This is a genomic window from Kitasatospora sp. NPDC101183 (assembly GCF_044767945.1).
In the GTDB taxonomy this organism is placed as follows: domain Bacteria; phylum Actinomycetota; class Actinomycetes; order Streptomycetales; family Streptomycetaceae; genus Kitasatospora.
The window spans coordinates 192,545-215,463 of the sequence record NZ_JBIWOW010000001.1 but is presented as its reverse complement, the minus strand read 5'-3'; the positions used below and the strand labels follow the sequence as shown (position 1 = coordinate 215,463).

The following is a 22,919-nucleotide window of genomic DNA, read 5'->3' as shown; positions in this document are numbered from 1 at the left end:
CACCCGAGAGCCCGCACCGCACAGCCCGAAGGGCCCCACCGATGACCATCTCCATCGCCCTGTTCACCCAGGACCTGCGCCTGCACGACAACCCCGTGCTGCACGCCGCCCGCGCCGACGGTGGCCAGGTCGTGCCCCTGTTCGTCCTGGACCCGGCGGTGGAGGCCGCGGGCTTCGCCGCGCCCAACCGGCAGGCCTTCCTGGCCGACTGCCTCACGGACCTCGACGCCTCGCTGCGCCGGATCGGCTCCCGGCTGACCGTCCGCAAGGGCGAACCGGCGGAACAGGCGGCCCGGGTCGCCGCCGAGACGGGCGCCGCCTCCGTCCACGTGGCGGCGGGTGTCACGGCCTTCGCCCGGCGCCGTGAGACACGGCTGCGGAAGGCCTTCGGCGACCGGCTGCGCGTGCACGAGGCCTCGCTGACGGTCGTCCCGCCCGGACGGGTCACCCCGGCGGGCCGGGACCACTACGCGGTGTTCACCCCGTACCATCGCGCCTGGCAGGCGGCGCCCCGGCGCGGCGTGCTGGGCGCGCCCCGCACGCTCGACACCCCGGAGGGCGTCGGCAGCGAGACCCTCGCGCTCGCGGGCCCGTTCTCGCCGGGGCTGCCGCGCGGGGGAGAGGCGCGGGCGCGGGCGCGGTGGCGGCGCTGGGGCGTCGACGCGTACGCCGAGATCCACGACGACCTCGCCGGTGACGGCACCTCCCGGCTCTCCCCGTACCTGCACTTCGGCTGCCTGTCGCCCACCGAACTCGCCACCCGTGCCGGGGAACACGACGGGGAGGGCGCGCGGGCCTTCGTCCGGCAGCTCGCCTGGCGCGACTTCCACCACCAGGTCCTCGCCGCCCGCCCCGACGCCGCGCACCGCGACTACCGCAGCCGGGACGACCACTGGCACCGGGACGAGGAGGAGGCCGAGGCCTGGCGGCACGGCCTCACCGGCTACCCGATCGTCGACGCTGGGATGCGTCAACTCGCCCACGAGGGCTGGATGCACAACCGCGCCCGGCTGCTCACGGCGAGCTTCCTCACCAAGACCCTCCGCCTGGACTGGCGCATCGGCGCCGCCCACTTCCTCTCCCTGCTCGTCGACGGCGACATCGCCAACAACCAGCTCAACTGGCAGTGGGTCGCGGGCACCGGCACCGACACCCGCCCCAACCGCGTCCTCAACCCCCTGCGCCAGGCGGACCGTTACGACCCCGAGGGCGCGTACGTCCGCCGCTGGGTGCCCGAACTCGCGCACCTGCCCGGCCCGACCGTCCACCGGCCCTGGCTGTTCCCCGCCCCCGACTACCCGGCGCCGATCCTCGCACCCGAGGACCTGGCCGCGCGGCTGCGGCACGGCCGCCCCTGAGGCTCCGGCAGAGAGGAGCACCCGTGAACACGTCGCGCCCCGCCCCGAAGCGCTGCCTGGTGACCGGCGCCAGCGGCTACATCGGCGGCCGCCTGGTGCCGGAACTGCTCCGGCGCGGACACGCCGTCCGCTGCCTGGTGCGGGACCCGGACCGGCTGCGGGACCAGCCGTGGCGGGCGCGCGTCGAAACCGCCGCCGGTGACGTGACCCGGCCCGAGAGCCTGGCCGGGGCGTTCGACGGCGTCGACGTCGCCTACTACCTGGTGCACTCGCTCGGCACAGGCCCGGACTTCGAGGCCACCGACCGCGAGGCCGCCCGCGCCTTCGGGGCCGCCTCGGCGGCCGCCGGCGTCACCCGGATCGTCTACCTCGGCGGCCTCGTCCCCGCCGGGGTGCCCGAGGCTGACCTCTCGCCGCACCTGCGCTCCCGCGCCGAGGTCGGCCGGATGCTGCGCGGCAGCGGCGTCCCCACGGCGGAACTGCGGGCCGCCGTGATCATCGGATCGGGCAGCGCCTCGTTCGAGATGCTCCGCCACCTCACCGAACGCCTGCCCGTGATGGTCACGCCGCGCTGGGTCTCCACCCGGATCCAGCCGATCGCCGTCCGGGACGTTCTGCGCCACCTGGCCGCCGCCGCCGGCCTGCCGCCCGAGGTGAACCGCACCTTCGACATCGGCGGGCCCGAAGTCCTCACCTACGCCGAGATGATGCACCGCTACGCCCGGATCTCCGGACTGCGACGGCGCCTCATCCTCCCCGTACCGGTCCTCACCCCCGGACTGTCCGGCCACTGGGTCGGCCTGGTGACCCCGGTGCCGAACTCCATCGCCCGGCCGCTCGTCGAGTCCCTGCGCCACGAGGTGGTCTGCGGCGAGCACGACCTCGCCCGGTGGTCGCCCGACCCGCCGGAGGGGCCGACCGGCTTCGACCGGGCGGTGGCCCTCGCCCTGCGGCGGATCAAGGACGCGGACGTCGCCACCCGCTGGTCCTCCGCCTCGGTGCCGGGCGCCCCCAGCGACCCGCTGCCCACCGACCCCGACTGGGCCGGCGGCAGCCTCTACCAGGACGTCCGCGAACGCACCGTGACCGCGCCGCCGGACGCCCTCTGGCGGGTGATCGAGGGCATCGGCGGCGACAACGGCTGGTACTCCTTCCCGCTCGCCTGGGCCCTGCGGGGCCGGCTGGACCGCCTGGTCGGCGGCGTCGGCCTGCGCCGGGGCCGCCGCGACCCCGCCCGGCTGCGGGTCGGCGACTCCCTCGACTTCTGGCGGGTAGAGGAGATCCGGCCGGGCCGGCTGCTCCGGCTCCGGGCCGAGATGCGCCTGCCCGGCCTGGCCTGGCTCGAACTGTCCGTCACACCGGAGGGCGACCACCGGGCCCGCTACCGGCAGCGGGCCCTCTTCCACCCGCACGGCCTGGCGGGGCACGCCTACTGGTGGTCCGTCTCGCCGTTCCACACGGTGGTGTTCGGGGGGATGGCCCGCAACATCACCGAACGCGCGCGCCGGGGTGCGGCGGCGCGGTGAACGCCGGGACCGCTCGTTGGCGCAGGGGCCCGGGAGCGGCGGGCGGCGGCCACGCCCGGACCCCGTACCCGGTCAGGCCGTGTGCGCCGCCGGGCGCTCCGGGGAGGCCTCGGCGAGGGCCCGGGTGACGGCGTCGACGCCCTCGCGCAGCCCGTACACCGGGGTGCCGGGCTGCTGGCGCCAGGAGTCGTCGATGCCGCCCGCGTCGACCGTGTCGAAGCCCAGCTCGTCGATCAGGGCGCGGACCACGCGCTTGGCGTCCTCGTCGTCCGCCGCGACGGGCAGGGCCAGGCGGCCCGGGTCGCCCGCCGGGAGCGGGCGGTCGAGGATGTCCTGGGCGTAGGTGCCGTTGAAGGCCTTCACCACCGGGTGGCCCAGGTGGCGCTCCGTCCAGCGGCTCTCGGTGACGCCGTCGTCCTCGATCGCGTCGATGCGGCCGTCGCGCTCGCGCGGGTAGTAGTTGCCGGTGTCGATCACCACGGCGCCCTCGGCCGCCTCGTCGAACAGTCCGGCCGGGAGGTCCGGCACCGCCTTCAGCGGCACCGTCACCACCACGACCTGCGCGCCCCGGGCGGCCTGCTCCGCCGGGACGGCCGTCGCGCCGGTCTCCTCCACCAGCGCCGTGAGCGACTCCGGCCCTCGGGAGTTGGCCACCGCGACCTCGTGGCCGAGGGCGGTGAGCCGCCTGGTCAGGTTGCCGCCGATGTTGCCCGCGCCGATGATGCCGATCTTCATGGGAAGCCCCTCGTCTGCGAGTGGTGCGAGTGCTGCGTGTCGTCCGCAGGGGCCCAACCGGCCGGTCGGCGATTCTGTTCCCGGTGTCACTCGAAGCGGGAGGGGTCCCCGGCGCCGTAGCGGACGATCTCTGCCTCGCCGCTGGAGAAGTCGACGACGGTGGTCGGCTCCGTTCCGCAGTCCCCCGAGTCGACCACGGCGTCCAGGACGTGGTCGAGCCGCTCCTTGATCTCCCAGCCCTGCGTCATCGGCTCCTCCTCGTCGGGGAGGATCAGGGTGCTGGAGAGCAGCGGCTCGCCGAGGGCGGAGAGCAGGGCCCGGGTGACGGTGTGGTCCGGGATGCGCACGCCCACCGTCTTCTTCTTCGGGTGCATCAGGCGGCGCGGCACCTCCTTCGTCGCGGGGAGGATGAAGGTGTAGCTGCCCGGGGTCGCGGCCTTGACGGCGCGGAAGACGGCGTTGTCGAGCTGGACGAACTGCCCCAGCTGCGCGAAGTCCTCGCACACCAGCGTGAAGTGGTGGCGGTCGTCGAGGCGCCGGATCGACCGGATGCGGTCGAGCCCCTCGCGGTTGTCCAGCCGGCAGCCGAGGGCGAAGCAGGAGTCCGTCGGGTAGGCGATGAGCGCTCCGGAGCGGAGGCTGTCGGCCACGGTGCCGATGGTGCGCGGCTGGGGCGATTCGGGGTGCACGTCGAAGTACTTGGCCATTGGCCGACCCTACGGCATCCCCGGCGCCCGGCCGGGCGTCCGGCCGGGCGGAGGACGCGTGCCGCCGTCGTCCACCCCGGGCCGGTGGGTCAGGAGGTGGCGGCCGGGCAGAACTCGGCGTTCAGCTCGGCGGTGAAGACGCCGATCGGGGAGCCCAGCGGGCCCTTGGCCCAGTCGCCGTTCACCTCGGTGGAGAGCATGTGGCGGCCGTCGCGGCTGCCGAAGGTGTACGACCAGGAGCCGTCGATCGCGCCGCCCATGCCCCACACCGTGGCGCCGCAGGCGAGCTTCTGCGAGGACACGCCCAGGCCGTACTCGGAGCCGTCGATCCAGTGGCCCTGCGGGTCGACGAGGGTGAACATCTCGTTCTGCTGGGCCTGCGGCAGCAGTCGGCCCTGGAGGAGGGCGCGGAAGAAGGTGTTGAGGTCGCCGCTGGTGGAGATCATGTCGCCCGAGGCGTACCCCCAGGAGGGGTTGAGGTCGGTCACGTCGTAGACCGGCGCCGTGTCGACGTCCTTCTCCATCAGCTGGGAGTAGTGGCGGCCGTGCGGGCCGTGGATGCGCATGTCGTTGCGGGCCGGCTCGTAGGTGTTCCTCAGGTGCAGCGGCTCGATGACGCGCTCGGTCAGCTCCTGGGAGAGGCTGCGCCCGGTGGCCTGCTCGACGATCATCCCGGCGAGCGCGTAGTTGGTGTCGGAGTAGGCGAACCCGGTGCCCGGGGCGAACACCGGCCCGTAGACGACGGCGGCCTCGACGAGCTGGCGCGGGGTGAAGTCGTCGAAGCGGTGCTGCAGGAACGGCGTGCCGACGAAGTCGGCGCCCAGCTTCGGGGACTGGGCGTAGTTGTACACGCCGCTGGTGTGGTTGAGCAGCTGACGGATCGTGATCTTCGAGCCGTCGTAGCCGTGGTCGTCCAGCAGGCCGGGGAGCCAGTGCTCGACGCTGTCGTCCAGGCTGAGCTTCTGCTCGGCCGCGAGCTGGAGGACGACGGTGGAGACGAAGGTCTTGGTGGTGCTGCCGATCCGGAAGCGGTCCTGGGGCTTCATCGCCCGGCCGGTCCTCAGGTCGGCGGCGCCGGCGGTGCCGAACCAGACCGAGTCGCCGTCGCGGACCTCGACCCGCGCCCCGGGCAGGCCGGCCTCGGTCACCGCGCGGTCGAGCACGGCCTGGACGGCGGCGTGGTCACCCTTGGACGTCGAGGCGTCGGCGGCGAGGGCCGCCGGGGCGGCGACGCCGGCGAGCAGGGCGGCGGCGATCGCGGTGGTGAGGGTGGTGCGGGCGGTGGTGCGGGCGATGGCGCGGGCGGTGGTCTTCATCGTGGTCTCCCCGTTGGTGCGTTCCGTTTCCTTCTGGGGAAAACACTAGGGGTGTGTTCGCGAAGCCATCAATGCCCTGCCGGTTCGTCAGGTGCGAAATCGCAGGTGAGAAGCGGTAATTCCTTGCAATGACCCTGTCGTCTAATGCAATCGGATCCACGTCCGCCTGTTGCAATGGAATCGGAGCGGCCACATACTCGGCGGTGACGAGAGGAGGGCTCGTGCCAGGAGCCAGACTGACCCAGGAGGAGCGGCGCCTGATCGCCGCCGGGCTGACCGCGGGGCTGGGCTACGGGGAGATCGCGCGGCAGCTCGCCCGCCCGACCTCCACCGTCACCCGCGAGATCGCCCGCAACGGCGGCCCGTCCGGCTACCGCGCGGACAACGCGCAGCGCGCCACCGTACGGCGCTCCCGGCGCAGCAGGGCCGTGCCGCCCCGGGTGGCGGAGGGCAGCGCCCGGGCGGGCGAGGGGGAGGGCGACGGGCGCGACCCGGCGGCGGTGGAGGCGTACGCGACACAACTCGCCGAGCTGCTGGCGCACTTGGGCATGCCCCGGATGGTCGGCCGGGTCCTCGCCTGCCTCTACCTCACCGACGCCGGCAGCCTCACCGCCGCCGATCTGGTGCAGCGCCTCGGGGTGAGCCCGGCCTCCGTCTCCAAGGCGATCGGGTACCTGGAGGGGCAGGACCTCGTACGGCGCGAGCGGCCCGGGGACGGCCACCGCGAGCGGTACGTCGTCGACGACGACATCTGGTACCGGGCGATGCTCGCCAGCGCCCAACGCAACACCGCCCTGGCCGAGTTCACCCGCAACGGTGCCGACCTCCTCGGCCCCGCCACCCCCGCCGGGGCGCGGATGGCGCAGGCCTCGCAGTTCCTGGAGTTCGTGGGGACGGACATCCTCCAGGCCGTCCAGCGCAGGCGGCGGGCGGCCGAGTTCAGCCCGTGAGGCGGATCGTGGTCCGGGTGGAGACCAAGTCGCCGGAGACGCCGGTGAGTTCGGCCAGCACGGAGTACGTGCCGATGGGAGCGGGGGTCTGCGCCGCCTGTGCGCACTGCGGCCGGCTGCGGCTGCGGTCCCAGGTGAAGGTCTCGTTCTGGGAGGAGCCGGCCGGGATCTGCGCCCAGAGGCTGCCCCGGTCGTTCGGGCAGTCCCCGGACGACCAGATCCGTTCGCCGAAGGCACTGTCCAGGGTGATCGCGGAGGAGGACCGGCCCAGGTCGACCCGGCAGTTCGCGTTCCCCGCGTTCCGGACGGTCAGGACGAGGGAGGGGCGCTCGCCCGCGGAGTAGGAGTTCGCCGAGCCGGCCACGGCCAGCGTGATCCCCGAGGACAGGCAGACGGGAAGCGCCATGATCTCGGGGGTGTTGACGGAGGGCGGCTGACCCGAGGCAGTCGGCCCGGTGCCCGTGGCGCCCGTCGACGGAGGGGCCGCAGGGCTGCTCCCGCTGCCCGTGCTCCCACCGCCCGCCGTGGTGTCGTGGCCGCCGGGGTCCGGGGACAGGAGCCAGGCGGCGGCGGCCATGACCGCGACGCCCGCGACGGCCGCCAGCGCGACGGAGGTCCGCCGGTTCCTGGGAGGCACGGGCTCCTCGCGGGCCTTCGGTGCCTCCGCCCGCTCCGGTCGCTCAGGCTGCTCCGGCCGCTCAGGCCGCTCCGGCCGCTCCGCGTCGGCCAGCGCCCGGTCCAGCTCCGCCGCCTCCGGCCGTCCGGCGGGGTCGCGGGCCAGCAGGCGCGCCAGCACCGGCGCCAGCGGGCCGGAGCGGGCGGGCGGCGGCAGCGGCTCGTCCAGGACGGCCGCGAGCGTGGCCAGCGGGGTGGACCGGCGCAGCGGGTGGCTGCCCTCGACCGCGACGTAGAGCAGCATGCCGAGCGACCAGAGGTCGGAGGCCGGGTTGCCCTCGGCGCCGCGGATGCGCTCGGGCGCGATGTACTCGGGCGAGCCGATCAGCGCGCCGGTGGGCGTGAGGGTGGTGGCGCCGTGGACGGCGGCGATGCCGAAGTCGGTGAGCACGGGCGTGCCGTCCGCGCGCAGCAGCACGTTGGCGGGCTTGACGTCACGGTGCTGGATGCCGGCGGCGTGGGCGGCGCGCAGGGCGGCGAGCACGCCCCTGCCGATCCGGGCCGCCTCGGGGACGGGCAGCGGGCCCCGGGCGAGCCGGTCGGCGAGGCTGCCGCCGGGGGCGAGCTCCATGACCAGCCAGGGGTGGGGATGCTCGGGGGAGTCGACGATGTGGTGGATCACGGCGACGTTGGGGTGCTGGAGGCGGGCCAGCGCGCGGGCCTCGCGCAGGACGCGCTCGCGCACCTCGTGGGCCCGGGCCGGGTCCTCGTCCGCCGAGGCCGTGTCCTGCGTGCGGACCTCCTTGAGCGCGACCTCGCGGTGCAGCGCGGTGTCCCGGGCGCGCCAGACCAGGCCCATGCCTCCGCCGCCGAGGCGTTCGAGGAGTTCGAACCGGCCGTCGATGAGCCGCCCCTGCGGCCCGGTGGAATCCATGGCCGTCATCTTCGCAGCCGTCGCCGGGCGCGTCCGCCGCTTGCAGCAGCAGCGCACGCGCCCGGGGGCGGGTGGCCCTAGCGTGGCGCTGGCGGCGCGGACCGGCCCGCCGTCCGATCGCACCGGGAGGCCTGCCTCATGAGCGACGATCCGATCCCCACGGAACTCGACCGGCGTGCGGCGGCCGTCGAGCGGCAGGTGGTCGACTGGCGCCACCACCTGCACCGGAACCCGGAGTTGTCCAACCGCGAGGTGCGCACGGCGCGGCTGATCGAGGAACACCTCCGCTCGCTGGGCCTGGACGAGGTGCGCACCGGCGTCTCCGGTCACGGCGTCGTCGGCGTCCTGCGGGGCGGGCGGCCCGGGTCGAAGGTGGTGGCGTTGCGGGCGGACATCGACGCGCTGCCGGTGAAGGAGGAGTCCGGCGAGGAGTTCGCCTCCACCGTCGTCGACGCCGACTACCCCGGCGGGCCGTTCCCCGTCTCGCACGCCTGTGGCCACGACGGGCACACGGCGATGCTGCTGGGGGCGGCCACCGTCCTGGCCGGGGTGCGCGAGCGGCTGCCCGGCACCGTGCTGTTCGTCTTCCAGCCGGCCGAGGAGGGCGCCCCGGTGGGGGAGTCCTCGGGCGCGCGGCAGATGATCGCCGAGGGCGCGCTGGACGACCCGGCGCCGACCATGGCCTTCGGCATGCACCTGGGCCCGCTGCCGACCGGGTACGTCGGCTACCGCACCGGCAACCAGTTCGCCGCCTCCTGCCTGGTCAAGATCGTGATCACGGGCCGCCAGGTGCACGGCTCCACCCCGTGGATGGGCGTCGACCCGATGCCCGCCGCGGGCGCGATCCAGCTGGGGATCGGCCAGCTCTACCGGCAGCTGCCCGCCTTCGACCCGGTCACCGTCTCCATCGGGCACGTCGAGGACGTCGGCCGGTTCAACATCATCGGCGAGACCGTGACCCTCTGGGGCACCATCCGCTGCTCCGTCGAGGCCGACATGACGGACGTCCAGGAGCGGCTGACCACCCTGGCCGAGCAGTCCGCCGCCGCGTACCACTGCACCGCCGCCGTCATGTACGACCAGGACGTGCCCGCCGTGCACAACACCCCGGCGTGGGTGGAGGCCGTCCTGCCGACCGTGCGGCGCGTCGTCGGAGCGGACAAGGTGTTCCGGACCCCGCCGACCCTCGGCTACGACGACGTCTCCGAGTTCGTCAACCGCTACGGCGGCGCCTACCTGATGCTCGGCGCCCAGGACGGCGAGCTGACCGAGGACGGAACGCCGCGCCCCACCCCGGGCGGTCGCGGGCTGGTCCCCAACCACAGCCCGCGCTTCTACCTCGACGACGGCGCGCTGCTCCCGGGCGTACGGCTGCACTGCGCCGTCGCGTACGACCACCTCTCGGGGCGGATCGACCCGGCGGCTTCGTCCTGGTCTCTTGTCGCAACTGATTTGTGATGCACAGCTGACGGCATGACAGACGCATCGGTGCCTTCGCCGGGTACCCCCTCACGAAGTCCTCGCCGGGCTCGACGAGTTGACCCGTCGCCTGCGCGCCGCCCAGCGCGGTGCCTGGTTCCCCCTCCTCCTGCTGGGCCTGCTCACGCTGGGCGGGGCGGTGGTCGGCAGGCTCACGTACGAGGCCGTGGCCGCGCCCGCACCCGGCTCACCCTCACCCCGGCCGGCGACCGCGCCCTCCGCGACGAGGTCACCCGGCTCAAACGGCTCATGGCGCAGATCGAGCAGGCTGGCCCGGGGGCTTGGAGGAGGTCACACAAGGCTCGGACTCATCGGTCGATGGACGAACAGACGCGGGCGGGTTCCGGGCGAACGTCGACCACGGTGTCCGCGACCGGCACTGCGGCGGACGTGGCCGTGTCACGCTCCGTCGGTGGGAAGCGTCTTGAAGAAGGTCGTCGGTTCCCAGGTCGGTCCGGCGTGGGAAATGAGGGCCTGGATGAGTTGTCTGCGCTGCCGTTCGGTTGTGGGGCCGAGGACGCAGACCGGGACGCGGTTCCTGGGCGCCATGGGGAGAAAGCCGACTACGTAGTGCCAGCCGGCTGGGCGCAGCAGTGCGTGGGGTGGTCCGGTGGGGTCGAGGTCGAGGATGACGCCGGTGTAGTCGTACCGTGCGGAGCTCTGGATGGGTTCGATGGCGACGCGGGTGAGGGCGGGCCAGGTGAAGGTCGTGCTGCCGGTCTCGGAGGTGACGGTGATGCCCCTGCTGTCCACCTGGAGGCCCCAGGCGGATCTGCGTCGCCGTGCGCGGGCGTCCAAGACGCTGTGGAACGCGTACAGCGACGCGAACAGCAACGCCAGCACCGCAAGCATGGTGGATGCGATGAGGCCGAGGCCAAGGTCGTCCGAGATGTCGTGCGAGGCCCGGGTCTCGCGGGCGTAGATGGAGAATGTGACCGCCGACACCGGGCTCAGCGCCAGGAACACGAGCCAGAAGGGCCATGCCGGGTCCAGTTTGGCGTACGAGTCCAGTGGCTCGTCGCCTCGCCAGCCCAGCCGCACGATGCCTTCCGCGGAGCGGTCCGGCGCTCCGGCGTCCGGCACCGTGGGCGGCGGAAGCACGACCGGCACCGGTCCGATGGCCAGAGCCGCTTGCAGGCCCTGTAGTCGCCGGAGGACCTCGGCCGCCGTCTGGGGCCGGTGGGCGGGGTTCCTGGCGAGCAGGGCGGCCACCAGCGCTACCAAGGCGGGGGGAAGGTCCGGTCGAAACGCGTCCAGGCGGGGCGGGTCGTTGTCGAGCTTGTGCCGTATGACGGCCAGTGCGCTCGGGCCGGTGAACGGGGCCCGTCCGACGAGCATGGCGAACAGCAAGCCACCGAGTGCGTACAGGTCGGAACGCGCGTCCCCGTGCTCGCCCTGGAGGAACTGTTCGGGGGCGCCGTATTCCGGGGTTCCGGCCGGGCTCAGCTGGGAGGAGCGGGCCAAGGGGAAGGCCTTGTGGAGGAAACCGGCGATGCCGAAGTCGACCACCTTCACCCGCCGGTCGGGGGTGAGCATGACGTTGTGCGGCTTGATGTCGTAGTGCACGACCCCGGCCGCGTGGGCCGAGACCAAGGCGGTGCAGATCCCTTGCGCGAGGGTCAGCGCTTCGACCGGCGCCAGGGCGGAGCGGGTTCGCAGATGCTCGCCGAGCGGGCCACCGTCCACCTTCTCCAAGACGAGGAACAGCAGATCATCGTGCCTGCCGCTGTCGTACAGCGCGGCCACGTTCGGATGGTTGATCTGGGCGGCGGCCACCGCTTCCCGGTTGAAACGATGGGCCAGTTCCGTCGGTACGTCGCCGCCGAGGGCAAGCATTTTCATGGCGACGTGGCGTTGGAGCCGGTGGTCATGTGCGGCCCACACTTCTCCCATGCCGCCCCGCCCCAGACGGTTCAGCAACTCGTATCGTCCCGCGATCAGGTCTCCACCGTGCACCGGCACCCCTGGTGTCCAAGTCCCAGGGCGAGCATAGGGATCAGACCGGCCCGTGCCTACGGTGCCGGGCGGCCGGTTTCCGGGATCGTCGTAGCTGGGTGGTGTTGATGCCAGGTTCCGGGACCACCAGGGGCGGATGCTGACGGGCGCGTGACCGCGATCGCGACCGTGGAGCCGTTGGCCGCAGATCGCGATCGCGGGCCCGCAATGCGATCAGGGCAGTGGTGAGAAGCACAGTCAGTGGAACTCGGCTCCGCCTGCCTCACTCGTGTCGGCCGCTGTAGTGAGGTGGTGGTGTGCGTAGTCCAGCCACAACTCGCTGGTGACCCGGTTGCGGACACCCAGAGCGCGGCCTTCCTGACGGGCCCAGTCCGCCACGGCGGTCTCGGCCAGGAGACCGTCCTCACCCAGCAGATCGCAGCGGCCGGCGTCATCAAGCCGATAGGAGGCGACGTACCGGTCCGCCACCCGTCCCATCCCGGCGATCTCGTGCCCGCGTCCGGTGGCCCACACACGTACCGCCTGTGTCTCCTTGTGGGAGATCACAGGGCGTTTGCGGCGTGAGGTCTCCTCTTTGAGGCACCCGCAGCTGGTGCGGGTGCCGTAGGTGACCTGTGACTGGACTGCGGTGACCATCTCGTCGTCGCCGCAGCGACGGCACTGGTAGTCGCGGACGATCTCGCGGGGCTTGCCCGGTCGCCGGTAAGGCTCGCTCACCGGCGCGAGCCAGCTGCTGGGATGCGGGGCGGTGGCACGCAGCGCACGTTCTTTCGGCTCGGCTTGGGGACGCTTGGCGCGAGGAGCGGCCAACTGCCCCCACACCTCCGTGATGTACGCGTCCGCCTGGTGCTGCCCGATCCCCACACCGGCGGAGAGGTAGTCGTCCAGCCACGGCCAGTGCGCCGCGTAGCGCTCGCGCAGGGCCCGAGCGACAGCGCTCGCCTGCTCGAAGGGCCCACTGCGCTCGGCCACGCTGACGCTCAGAAGATGCTCTCCCTCGAGTGGCTCGAGCTCGCCGACCCGGACGTGGACCAGGAGGTCCAGCAGCCCGGCGCTTGCGAGAACCTCGCTCTTCTGTTGCTCGTCCCGGCGCCCGGCCCCCTCGCGCACCGCCGAGCTGTGGTGATACGAGCCGTCGTATTCGACTCCCACGACGACCTTCAACCCGGGCAGGTGAAGGACAGCGTCGACCTCAACATCCTGGTAGCGCCAGTGCGCGGGCTTGAACTCGGGCGCAACCGCAAGACGGTGGGAGGCGAAATCGCGGACACCGTCGGGCAGTCGGGGATCGGGACGCTGTGCGGGCGCGAGAACGAACAGTTCGGCGAGCTCGGCGACGAGCCGGACCTGTTCCTTGGATATCCCCGAGGTCGAGCACTGTCCGCAGTCGGCGCCCTGAACGCGGTTCAAGACCGTTGCCTGCCAACGGTGGCCACGGCGGCACCGCCACCAGACCGTGGCATACGTCCTGTGGCCCGGCGTCCTGCTCTGACCGGTGGCGTTGTGCATTGTCGTCGGCATCGTCGCTGGATCCAGCCCAGGGTCGTCCAACTGTTCGGCCAGTTCGGGAAACCATGTCTGAAGGCTGCTCGTGTCGTCGACCAGGAAGCCGGCGCACACCAGGCAGCTGTCCTGTTGCAGGGCGCGGCTTTTCACTTCGGCGGTGAAGCGATGCTCCACCTTGCGCCACAACCCGGTGAGTGGATCCGCCGCCCAGGTCCGGCACAGCCAAGGCACGTGATCGTGGGAACCGTAGGCGACGTCTTCCAGCGACTGGTCGCCCCGGTACTGGGCGGCCAGGGTGGGAAGGTCCGCCAGCCGCGTCAGCTTCCGGCAGGCTGGGCATCCCGCGCCGGCCAGCACCCGGTCCTTCGGCCAGGCGGGCCAGGTGGGATGGTCGTCAGGGAACAGCGGGCACCGCCATCGGTAGGGACTCTGCACCCCCGGGTTCTGAGCTGTGGCTGAGACCGCCTCGGGGCTCGACGGGTTGCCGCGGTCCCACTGCTGCGCCACCGGGTGGATATCGGCGACGACGGTCTTCCCCCGCCCGCCGCTGCGGTTGGCCCACAGCGCCTTCACAGTGGTCTTGTGCGCGTCCCAGAACGCGGTCGCGTCGCCTTGGCGGCTCTGTGCGGATGTCAGTTCCTCGCGCACCTGCGTGCCACGCTCTCCGTTCGCCTGGGTCCAGTGGGCCCGCATGGCCTGTGCCATCCGGCGACGGTCCTCACGGCTGCCGTAGCCGACGGGCAACGGATCCGGCTTCGAAGGCCAAAGAAGACTGCTTCCAAAGGAGTTGGTTTCAGGATCCGGAAATGCGCGAGCGCTCGCTGTCGACATGCGGTTGACTCTAGTGTCCGTGGGAGCGGCTACGGCCATTCCTGCTGTTGAGCAACAGCCGGTGCGGGCGGTGGCGTGACCATCGACAAGTGATCGACGGGATTCTGCACCGGGTGCGGACCGGAGTGCACTGGGGCGAGACCTGCCTGAGCGGTTGGGGGTCGAAGGAGTGGAACACCAGGACGAGACTGCGTGGCAGAGTCTTGTCGGCTGGTTGGTGGAGGGAGTGCGGGGCGTGAAGCCCTCCGACAGCGGGACCGTGATTGTCTCGGGAGCCGGCGGACCGGGCACGCACCGGCCGACGTCCCCGCCGTAGGGCCAACCGTCGAAGAGCGCGTGCATCCAACCACGCCCTGGTCTTCCGGTCATCCCGAAGACGTCCTCCATGTCCTCCCCTTTCAGCCGCAAAGATCGTATCGGCGCTAGATCCCGGAGGTTCCCTGTCATGATCGGCCGGACAGGTCCTGGTCGGTCGCCCCCCGGGCCGGGTTGCTCCGTCGGGCCGACAATTGCTTCGGGGTCTCCCGTCGAGCGTGGTGAGGCCGGAGACGGAGTGCGCAGGGGAGGAGACCCACTGCGGGTTCGCCGTCTGCGGTGCGGCCTAGGTTAGGAGGCATGACGGGCCTCGGTCGGGGTCACTCGCGCCGGAGATGTACCGACCGGGGCCCGCTCATCGTCGGCATCAGGCGGACGGGGCCGGGGGATTGGGAGTTTCGGTCGTGTCGACCGGTTCCAGGCGGCCGGTCGCTGGGTCGAGCAGACGGTGGCCGGCTGCCAGTCCTGTTCGGGGCCGGGAATCTGGATCTCCGTCATGGCGGGCTCCCCCCGTCGGTCGGTTCGTTGCTCACGGGCGGGGCAGGAGCGAGCGCCAGACGTCGCGCTCGGCCGTGGCCGACCAGACGATGTCGCCGTGGCCGTAGCCCGGAACCACACGGTAGTCGACGGCCGCGCCGCCCTCGCGGATGAGGCGGGGGCCGAAGTCGTGGTCGCCGCGCCCGAGTTCGGTGTTGACCCAGACGACGTCGGCGCGGATGGCGGCCCAGTCGATCCGGAGGACGTCCGTGCGGCCGGCCCAGATCGCGGCGAGGTCGCGCAGCAGGGCGGTGGACTGCAGGCCGCCGCCGAGGCGGCCGATGGCCTCCTGCCAGACGGGCAGGGGCGCGTGGGTGAGGGTGAAGCGGTCCTCGGCGGGGGTGGGGCCGAAGGCGTAGGTGCCGTCGCTGTGGCCCCGGTGGTAGATCCAGTTGGCGGGGCCGGGCAGGTCCCGGGTGTGGATCAGGGCGTAGTGGAGGAGGCCGAGGTTGGTGAACGGCGCCGCGTCGGCGGTCGGGCGGGGCAGGGCGGTGGGGCCGGTCGGGTCGGTGGCGGCGCGGGCGACGAGGGCCTTCAGGCCGGGGTCGACCGTCCGGACGCCGGCCGCGAGCTGCTGGGCGAAATGGTCGGTCAACGCGGAGGCGCGGGCGGCGAGTTCGGGATCGGTGGACGGGTCGTACGGGCCGGTGGTGTCGAGGACGAGTACCCGGTGCGGGCCCTCGGCCGAGGTGCGGGCGGCGGCGGTGGCCAGGGCGAGGGCGGCCCCGGCGGAGTGGCCGAGGAGGTCGTACGGCAGGGCGGTGGCGGCCGTGGCGGCGGAGACGACCCGGTCGAGGTCCGCCCGCCGGCCGTCGAGGCCTTGGTCGGCGCGGTCGGACGGGGTGGTGCCGACGGCGAGGTACCCGCGGTCGGTGAGGAAGCGGGCGAGGCTGCGGCCCTGCGCGGTGCAGAAGTCGGCGGCGACGTTGAGGCCGCCGCCCGGCAGCAGGTGGACGACGCGGTGGGCGGTGCCCGGGTCGCCGAGGATGTCGACGGTGAACCCGCCGTCGGGGACAGCCAGTTGGTGGTGGTCGGCGCCGAGGCGCGTCACCGCCTCTTCTCCGCGGCCGAGTGCCGCGCCCAACTCCCTGACGACGTCCGTGCCCATGCTCGTGCCCCTCCCGTGTCCACGTGATCGCACCAGTCTCGCCGATGGCGGACCGGCGCCCGTCAGCGGACCAGGGGGAGGAACAGGGTGTCGACGATCTCCTCGAGGACGTGGTCGGGGACAGGGGCGAGGGTGGTGAGGAACTCGTGGCGCAGCAGGTCGAACGGCAGGGTCTTGACGCGCTCGGTGAGGCGCTGCGGATCGGCCTCGCCCCGGGCGACGGCGCGCTCGTAGATCGCGTCGACGGCCTCCTTGCGGCCGGTCCTGGCGGGGTCGAAGAGCTCGCGCGGGCTGGTGCCGGTCTCCTGGTGGTAGCCGGCCAGGTGCACGCTCATGGCGGTGACGAGCTGGACGCGGGTGGCGTTGATCTCCCGCATGAGGGTCAGGACGTCCCCGCGCAGGCTCCCGGTGTCGGGGGCCTCCAGGACGTGGCGGCGCAGGACGTGGGCGAGGGTCGCCCGGACGAGGGCCTCGCGGTCGGGCCAGCGGCGGTAGACGACCGGGGGGCTGGTGGCGGCGCGCTTGACGACGGCGTCGACGGTGAACCGGGCGTAGCCGACGGCGGTGAGCTCCTCCCAGGCCGCGTCGAGCAGGGCGTTCTCCAGGGCGGCTCCGCGGCGCCGTTCGGTCATCGTCGCTCTCCTTGAGCTCCTTGAGCTCCTCGAATTAGAAAGACTTGCCTATCTTAGCTCGGCGGCCTAGCGTGGGCATCGCAAGATAGAGCCCTGTATCTTAAGGGGGGCGTCGATGAACGCCGGCCGTACCCAGTCACCACCCGCCCCGAGCGCCGAGAAGGTCGATCCGACCTTGCGGCGCCTGGTCTCCACACTGATCGTCGGCGCCCTCGCCGTCATCTTCGACACCACGATCATGAGCGTCGCCGTCGACGACCTCGCCGGGCAGCTGCACGCCCCGCTCTCCACCGTCCAGTGGGTCACCACCGCCTACCTGCTGGCCCTGTCCGCCACCATGCCGACCGTCGGCTGGGCGCAGGCGGCGCTCGGCGGCAAGCGGCTGTGGCTGCTCGCCCTGGGCCTCTTCCTCACCGGATCGGTGCTGTGCGCATCGGCCTGGAACGCACCCAGCCTGATCGCCTTCCGCGTCGTCCAGGGCGTCGGCGGCGGCGTGATGATGGTGCTGATGTCCACCCTGGTCATGCAGGCCGCCGGGGGCCGCGCCATCGGCAGGGTCATGGCGCTGATCACCGTCCCCACCGCGCTCGGACCCGTCCTCGGCCCGGTGCTCGGCGGCGCCATCCTGCACCTGGGCGACTGGCGCTGGATCTTCCTCCTCAACATCCCGTTCTGCCTCGTCGGCGCGTACCTGGCCCGGCGCAACCTGCCCGAGGACGGGCCCCGGGCCTCCGCCCGCCCCCGCCTGGACGTGGTCGGCCTGCTGCTGCTCCCGCCCGGCCTCGCCGCCCTCGTCTACGGGCTGACGCGGCTCGGCGCGGCCGGGCTCCCGCCGCTGCTCCTCGGAGCCGTCCTGCTGGCCGGGTACGCGGCCTGGGCGCTCCGGCGCGGGGCCGACGCCCTCCTCGACCTGCGGCTCCTGCGCCACCGGGCCCTGGCCGCCTCGTCCGCACTGCTGCTCCTCGCCGGGGCCGCCCTGTACGGGGCCATGCTGCTCATGCCGCTGTACTGGCAGCAGGTGCGTGGCCAATCCGCCCTGGGCGCCGCGCTGTTGCTCGTCCCGCAGGGCCTCGGCACCCTGATCTCCCGCACGCTCGCGGGCCGGGCCATGGACCGCATCGGCGCACGCCCTGTCGCCGTCCTCGCCTTCGCCGTCACCTTCGCGGCCGCGGTGCCGTTCGGCTTCGTCACCGCGACCACGAGCAACGCCGAGCTGATGGCCGTGCTGTTCGTCCGGGGCCTCGGCCTGGGCGCGGCCATGATCGCCCTGATGGGCGGCGCCTTCGTCGGCCTGCGCAAGGACGAGATCCCGGCCGCCTCCGGCATCAGCCGCGTCACCCAGCAGATCGGCGGCTCCCTCGGCACGGCCGTCCTCGTCGTGATCCTCCAGCGCACCACGGCCGACGGCGGCCCCCTCGCCCCGGGCTTCGCCACCGCCTTCTGGTGGGCCGCCGCCTTCACCGCGGCGGCCGTCCCGCTCAGCCTCCTCCTGCCGGGCCGGGTGGAGGACTAGGGTCCGGGGCGGCCACGCCCATCGGCCACCGGGGCGCGGGGGTTACCAGGGGACGGTCCGGCCGAAGCGGTCCAGGTACGCCAGGCCGGGCGTGCCCAGCCGGGAGAGCAGGACGTCCACCAGCAGGGGGACGGTCTCCTCGATGGTGAACGGCGCGTCCGGGCCGCCCAGGGCGGTGCGGATCCAGCCCGGCGCCAGGAGGACGAAGGCGCGCCGAGACCCGGCGTGCCGGGCCGCGAGGCTCCGGAACAGCATGTTCAGCGCCGCTTTGCCGGCTCGGTAGACCTCGCGGCCTCCGGTCGTGTTGTTGGTGATGCTGCCCTGTCCGGAGGACATCGCCCCGATGAGTCCCGCCGGGGACACCAGGCCCTCCAGGGCTTCGACGACGCGCAGGGGGCTGAGCGCGTTGGTGACCATCACGTCGACGAAGTCGGCCGTCGCCACCGCGCCGACGGGCGTCCGCTCGTTGCTGGTGGTTCCCGCGTTGACGAAGAGCACGTCGAGCCGCCGGTGCGCCAGGCGTGCGTGCAGCGGGGGAAGTTGGGCGGGGTCGTTGATGTCGAGACGCTCGATCGTCACCCGCCCGCCGGCGCGGTCCGCGAGCTCGTGCAGCGGTGTCCGGACGGTGGTGTCGCGTACGGTGCCGACGACCTGCCAGCCCCGGTCGAGGAACTCCGCCGCCATCGCGTGGCCGAGGCCGCGCGAGGCCCCGACGAGGAGAGCGGTCGGCGGGTGCTGTTCGGTGCCACTCGATGACATCCGGTGGTCTCCGTTCTTGGGGCGTTGGACCCGGGCCGGGCGTTGGACTCGGGCCGGGCGTTGGACTCGGGCCGGGCGTTGGACTCGGGCCGGGCGTTGGACGCGGGTCGCGTCGGGGCGGACCCGCGTGTGCCCCGAGTGTTCCGCCCGTGCGGCGTCGGGGGCGAGCCACGAGCCCTCGTTCGTACGATTGCCTGCATGACAGGGGCACTCATGACGGAATCCGCTGCACTGCAGCCCGACGACGTGCGAATCATCCGGGCGGTGCAGATCGCCCCGAGGGCGTCCTTCGCCGCGATCGCGGCCGCCCTCGGTCTGACCGAGGGCGCCGTCAACCGTCGGTACCGCCGCCTGCGCGCCGACGGCGTCCTGCGCGTGGCCGGTGTGGTCAATCCGGGCGCCCTGGGGCAGAGCAGGTGGCTGGTGCGCCTGCGCTGCCGCCCCGGCAGCGTCGCGGCGATCGCCGACGCGCTCGCCAGGCGGGACGACGTCAACTGGGTCTCCCTGGGCGCGGCGGGCTGCGAGATCACCTGCGCGACGCAGTCCCGGACGCGGGAGCAGCGCGAGGACCTCCTGGGGCGGCGGCTGCCCCGCACGGCCGCGGTGATCGACATCAACGCCTTCGCCATGCTCCGCCAGTTCCTGGGCGGACGCGGTCACTACTGGACCGCCTTGGAGGGCACGCTGTCCCCGCAGGAGGAGGCGGCGTTGGGGGGCGGCGAGCCCCCCTTCACCGAGGCGCCGGTCGTCGCCCGCGAGCCGCTGCGCCTCACCCCCGAGGACGAGCGGATGCTCGCCGCGCTCGCCGCCGACGGCCGCGCCAGTCTCGTCGACCTCGCCACCGCCGCCGGCCTCACACCCGGACGCGTCGCGCGACGCCTCGACACGCTGATCCGGCAGCGGGCCGTCCACCTCGACGTCGAGATCGCCGCAGCGGCGCTGGGCTACCACGCTCGCGCGAACCTCTGGCTGCGCGTGCACCCGTCGGCGGTGAAGAGCGCGGGCCGCGCGCTCGCGCAGGAACCCGGGATCGCCTTCGTCGCGGCCGTCTCCGGGCCCTGGAACCTGCACGCCGTGGCGCACTGCCGGGACCTCGACGAACTGTTCGAGTTCACCACGGACCGCATCGGGTCCCTGGCCGGGCTGCAGAGCATGGAGGTCTCACCCGTGCTGAAGCTCGTCAAACAGGCCGGCACCCGGCTCGTCGACGACCGCCTCGTCTCCTAGCCCGGCCACCCCTCCGCCCCCCGGGCGGAGCGTCATGCGGCCGTCCAGGGGCGTGAGGCCGAGGGAGTGGTGGAGCAGCCGCGCCGTCCTCGGTGGCGCCGCCACCCGATCGGGCCGCAGCGGGGCAGCGGGGGTCTGTTAGGTTGACGCGCATGTTGTTCCCCCGTGTCTAGGAATCAGTGCGGCTGCGCCCCGTGAGTGGTGGGGCGCGGCCTTTCGCTGTCCTTGCACGTGTGGGCGCCCCTCGGTGCGGCGCCGTTCTTCGAGGAACACGATCATGTCTTCTTCTGCTCTTTCGCCGTCGTACGCGGCGGTGTTGCGGACTCCCCATGCCTCGCGGACGTTCGGGGCCGCGCTGGTGGGGCGTCTCTCGTACGGGATGGTTTCGCTGGCGCTCGTCCTGGCCGTCAAGGACGCCGCCGGGTCGTACGCCGTGGCGGGGGGTGTGATGGCGGTGTTCGGGCTGACGAGTGTGTTCCTCTCGCCGGCCCGGGCGGCGCTGGTGGACCGGTACGGGCCGAGGCGGGTGCTGCCGCCGATGGCGGCCGGGTACGCGGTGGCGCTGGGGGCGTTGGCGGTCGCGACCGCGCGGCCCGGGGTGCCGGGGGCGGTGCTCGGGGTGCTGGCCGGGGTGGCCGGGGCGGGGACGCCTCCGCTGGGGCCGGTGATGCGGGCGATGTGGGGTGAACTGCTGCCCGAGCGGGGGCTGCTGGCGCGGGCGTACAGCCTGGACGCGGTGGCCGAGGAGGTGCTGTTCGTGGCCGGGCCGCTGCTGGTCGGCGGGCTGGTGAAGGTGGCCGCGCCCTCGGTGGCCGTCGGGGTGAGTGCGGGGCTGGTGCTGGTCGGGGCGTTGGCGCTGGCGGCGTCGCCGGTCGCGCGGGGGTGGAGCGGTGCGGGCAGGGCCGCCGCTTCGGAGGACGGGTCCTCCGGGGCGGTGGTGCTCCGGGTGCGGTGGGCGGTCGCCGTCGCGGCGGGGGTCGGGGTGGCGCTGGGGGCGCTGGACCTGCTGGCGATCGCCTTCGCCGACGAGCAGGGCGCCGCGCAGGTGGTGCCCTGGGTGCTGGCGGCGCTCTCGGCGGGCAGCGCGGTGGGCGGGCTCGCGTACGGCGCCGTCACGTGGCGGGCGACGAACCGGCGGAGGCTGGCGTGGCTCGCGATCGGACTGGGGGCCGTCCTGGCGGCGACCGGTCTGGCGCCCCGGCCCTGGCTGCTCGTCCTCGGGGCGGCGCTGGCCGGGGTGTTCGTGGCCCCGGCCGTCACCACCGCGTACCTGGCCGCCGACGAGAGCGCGGGCCCGGGGGCCCGTACGCGGGCGGGCGCGTGGGTGAACACCGCGCTCAACGCCGGTTCGGCGGCGGCGACGGCCGGGGCCGGGCTGCTGATCGGGCGGGTGCCGCTGCCGCTGTGCTTCGCCCTGGCGGCGGTTCCGGTGCTGCTGGCCGGGGCGGCGGCGTACGTAGCAAGGGGCCCGCAGGTTCATTCGTGAGGGTGTGATCCATCCCACGATGTGGCGTTCCGCCCGCCGAGGCCTGCGGCGGAGGGTGCGAAGGACCGTGCCGACCTGCGGGTTCGTGGCGTCCTCGGGAATCGGCAAGGTGGCCGGTTCCCGCCATGTGGTGGAGCTTCTCCCCCTCGTTCATCCGCCCGCCATGGGACGGTCGACTGCCGGACGAGACCTGGGGAGAAGGACGATGGTGCTGGACGAGTTGACGGGGGATACGGACGCCTTCCGCAAGGCGCTGGAGGGCCGCCGGCCGCAGGTGTTCCGCCCCGAGCGGTGGCCCGCCGGGCTGCCGCGCCCGGAGGAACTGGACGCCGTGCTGCGCGGCGGGCTGCTGCGGGTGCCGTACGTGGAGATGGTCCAGGACGGCGAGGTCGTCGCGCCCGAGCGGTTCTGCGCCGCCCGTACGGTGGCGGGGCGGCGCGAGGAGGGCTGGGCGGACCCCGGGCGGATCGCCGCACTGCTGGACCAGGGGGCCACCCTGCTGCTGCCGCAGATGGACCAGTGGCACGGCCCGGTACGGGAGTTGGCCACCGGTATCGCGCTCCGGCTGGGCCGCCGCACGGAGGCGTTCTGCTTCGCGACGGGCGCCGGCCGGCGCGGGCTGGACGTGCACCGGGACGACGCGGACGTGCTGGTCGTCCAGCTCGCGGGGGAGAAGGAGTGGACCGTCCACGAGGCCCCCGCCGACGGGCGGTGGCACCCGGGGCTCGCCCCCGAGCCGGGGCCGGTGGCGCTGCACACCGTGCTCGCGCCGGGCGAGGTGCTGTACGTGCCGCGCGGGGCGCCGCACACCGCGACGGGGCGCGAGGGGCTCTCGGTGCACCTCTCGTTCACGGTCCGGGAGGCGGGGGTCGGGCGGCTGCGTGCGGCGGTGGGGGAGTTCCTGGCCGGGGGCGGCGCCGATCTGCCCGAACGCCCGGGCGCGGAGGCGGAGTTGCTGGCCACGGCCGCCGAGGTGCTGCGCCTCGGCCGCGAGCGGCTGGCCGGGCTGACGCCGGAGGAGCTGCTGCGCCTGGCGCGGGGGCCGCTCCCGGCGGCGGAGTGCCCGGCGGAGCGCTCGGCGGAGTCAGGGCCGATGAGCCGGGCGGGACGGACATGACGGAGCGCGGCTGCCCGGGCCGGCTGAGCGGCCCGGGCAACCGCGCCCGGTCGTACCCGTACTACGGCTGAGTCAGGCGGAACGCACTGGTCAGATGCAGTACGGGCGGGTGCAGGACCCCTCGCACGAGATGCTGATCACGGCTTCCTCCTGCTCGCCGGTCTCGGCGGCGACGAGGTCCTGGACATCGAGGTCGAACAGGTCCTGCATGTCGTTGGCCATGAGGGTCTCCCTTCGTCTGTGCCGCGACGGGCCGCCACGGCGGACTGCAGCGGACGTTAGGCACTTGTGCGGGGCGCGACAATGACTGCA

18 protein-coding genes are annotated in these 22,919 nt (G+C 73.4%); 8 read left to right on the top strand and 10 right to left on the bottom strand.

The features are described from left to right. Positions 1-41 precede the first annotated feature (41 nt). Together ACIRRS_RS00895 and ACIRRS_RS00890 are read left to right on the top strand one after the other, a co-directional pair. Positions 42-1,358 carry a cryptochrome/photolyase family protein gene (locus ACIRRS_RS00895; protein WP_402962854.1) on the top strand — a complete coding sequence of 439 codons (1,317 nt, stop codon included), beginning with the start codon at positions 42-44 and terminating at the stop codon, positions 1,356-1,358. 23 nt (positions 1,359-1,381) lie between these two features. Next, positions 1,382-2,884, top strand: a complete 1,503-nt coding sequence (locus tag ACIRRS_RS00890; protein ID WP_402962852.1) for an SDR family oxidoreductase — start codon at positions 1,382-1,384, stop codon at positions 2,882-2,884. A gap of 72 nt (positions 2,885-2,956) precedes the next feature. Here the strand turns inward: ACIRRS_RS00890 and ACIRRS_RS00885 are convergent, their stop codons facing one another. The 3 genes from ACIRRS_RS00885 to ACIRRS_RS00875 all read right to left on the bottom strand — a co-directional run bounded on the left by ACIRRS_RS00885 (position 2,957) and on the right by ACIRRS_RS00875 (position 5,642). Beyond that, positions 2,957-3,619: an NADPH-dependent F420 reductase gene (locus ACIRRS_RS00885; protein ID WP_402962850.1), complete on the bottom strand. Its 663-nt coding sequence runs from the start codon at positions 3,617-3,619 to the stop codon at positions 2,957-2,959. An 86-nt stretch (positions 3,620-3,705) separates the two neighbouring features. Next, a complete protein-coding gene (locus ACIRRS_RS00880) occupies positions 3,706-4,326 on the bottom strand; it encodes an L-threonylcarbamoyladenylate synthase (RefSeq protein WP_402962847.1) in 621 nt (206 codons plus the stop codon). Positions 4,327-4,415: 89 nt separating this feature from the next. Beyond that, on the bottom strand, positions 4,416-5,642 hold the full coding sequence (locus ACIRRS_RS00875; RefSeq protein ID WP_402962845.1) for a serine hydrolase domain-containing protein: 1,227 nt from the start codon (positions 5,640-5,642) through the stop codon (positions 4,416-4,418). A gap of 221 nt (positions 5,643-5,863) precedes the next feature. Here ACIRRS_RS00875 and ACIRRS_RS00870 point away from each other — a divergent pair, with 221 nt between their 5' ends. Further along, positions 5,864-6,592: a MarR family transcriptional regulator gene (locus tag ACIRRS_RS00870; protein WP_402962842.1), complete on the top strand. Its 729-nt coding sequence runs from the start codon at positions 5,864-5,866 to the stop codon at positions 6,590-6,592. Here ACIRRS_RS00870 and ACIRRS_RS00865 read toward each other — a convergent pair. Further along, positions 6,582-8,141 carry a serine/threonine-protein kinase gene (locus ACIRRS_RS00865; RefSeq protein ID WP_402962840.1) on the bottom strand — a complete coding sequence of 520 codons (1,560 nt, stop codon included), beginning with the start codon at positions 8,139-8,141 and terminating at the stop codon, positions 6,582-6,584. The two genes, ACIRRS_RS00870 and ACIRRS_RS00865, sit on opposite strands and share 11 nt — an antisense overlap. Positions 8,142-8,279: 138 nt before the next feature. On the opposite strand from ACIRRS_RS00865, the gene ACIRRS_RS00860 reads away from it, so the two are divergent. Continuing rightward, a complete protein-coding gene (locus ACIRRS_RS00860; protein ID WP_402962838.1) occupies positions 8,280-9,599 on the top strand; it encodes a M20 family metallopeptidase in 1,320 nt (439 codons plus the stop codon). A 420-nt stretch (positions 9,600-10,019) separates the two neighbouring features. On the opposite strand, the gene ACIRRS_RS00855 is transcribed toward ACIRRS_RS00860, so the two are convergent. The 4 genes from ACIRRS_RS00855 to ACIRRS_RS00840 form a co-directional block, all read right to left on the bottom strand. Beyond that, complete coding sequence (locus ACIRRS_RS00855) at positions 10,020-11,576, bottom strand: serine/threonine-protein kinase (RefSeq protein WP_402962835.1); 1,557 nt, start codon at positions 11,574-11,576, stop codon at positions 10,020-10,022. Positions 11,577-11,813: 237 nt separating this feature from the next. After that, positions 11,814-13,913, bottom strand: a complete 2,100-nt coding sequence (locus ACIRRS_RS00850; RefSeq protein WP_402962832.1) for a zinc-ribbon domain-containing protein — start codon at positions 13,911-13,913, stop codon at positions 11,814-11,816. A gap of 844 nt (positions 13,914-14,757) precedes the next feature. After that, positions 14,758-15,873, bottom strand: coding sequence for a hypothetical protein (locus ACIRRS_RS00845; protein WP_402962830.1), 1,116 nt, complete (start codon positions 15,871-15,873; stop codon positions 14,758-14,760). 62 nt (positions 15,874-15,935) lie between these two features. Then, complete coding sequence (locus ACIRRS_RS00840; protein ID WP_402962827.1) at positions 15,936-16,505, bottom strand: TetR/AcrR family transcriptional regulator; 570 nt, start codon at positions 16,503-16,505, stop codon at positions 15,936-15,938. 115 nt (positions 16,506-16,620) lie between these two features. Between ACIRRS_RS00840 and ACIRRS_RS00835 the strand changes: the two genes are divergently transcribed. Next, a complete protein-coding gene (locus ACIRRS_RS00835) occupies positions 16,621-18,018 on the top strand; it encodes a DHA2 family efflux MFS transporter permease subunit (protein ID WP_402962824.1) in 1,398 nt (465 codons plus the stop codon). 42 nt (positions 18,019-18,060) lie between these two features. Here the strand turns inward: ACIRRS_RS00835 and ACIRRS_RS00830 are convergent, their stop codons facing one another. Then, a complete protein-coding gene (locus ACIRRS_RS00830) occupies positions 18,061-18,777 on the bottom strand; it encodes an SDR family NAD(P)-dependent oxidoreductase (protein ID WP_402962822.1) in 717 nt (238 codons plus the stop codon). Positions 18,778-18,975: 198 nt separating this feature from the next. Here ACIRRS_RS00830 and ACIRRS_RS00825 point away from each other — a divergent pair, with 198 nt between their 5' ends. The 3 genes from ACIRRS_RS00825 (at position 18,976) to ACIRRS_RS00815 (ending at position 22,607) form a co-directional block, all read left to right on the top strand. Further along, entirely contained in the window at positions 18,976-20,004 is a 1,029-nt protein-coding gene (locus ACIRRS_RS00825; protein WP_402962819.1) for an Lrp/AsnC family transcriptional regulator, read from the top strand. 277 nt (positions 20,005-20,281) lie between these two features. Further along, positions 20,282-21,490, top strand: coding sequence for an MFS transporter (locus tag ACIRRS_RS00820; protein ID WP_402962817.1), 1,209 nt, complete (start codon positions 20,282-20,284; stop codon positions 21,488-21,490). A 205-nt stretch (positions 21,491-21,695) separates the two neighbouring features. After that, positions 21,696-22,607, top strand: a complete 912-nt coding sequence (locus ACIRRS_RS00815; RefSeq protein WP_402962814.1) for a JmjC domain-containing protein — start codon at positions 21,696-21,698, stop codon at positions 22,605-22,607. Positions 22,608-22,697: 90 nt separating this feature from the next. Here the strand turns inward: ACIRRS_RS00815 and ACIRRS_RS00810 are convergent, their stop codons facing one another. Continuing rightward, on the bottom strand, positions 22,698-22,829 hold the full coding sequence (locus ACIRRS_RS00810) for a hypothetical protein (RefSeq protein ID WP_402962811.1): 132 nt from the start codon (positions 22,827-22,829) through the stop codon (positions 22,698-22,700). Between the last annotated feature and the right edge of the window lie 90 nt (positions 22,830-22,919).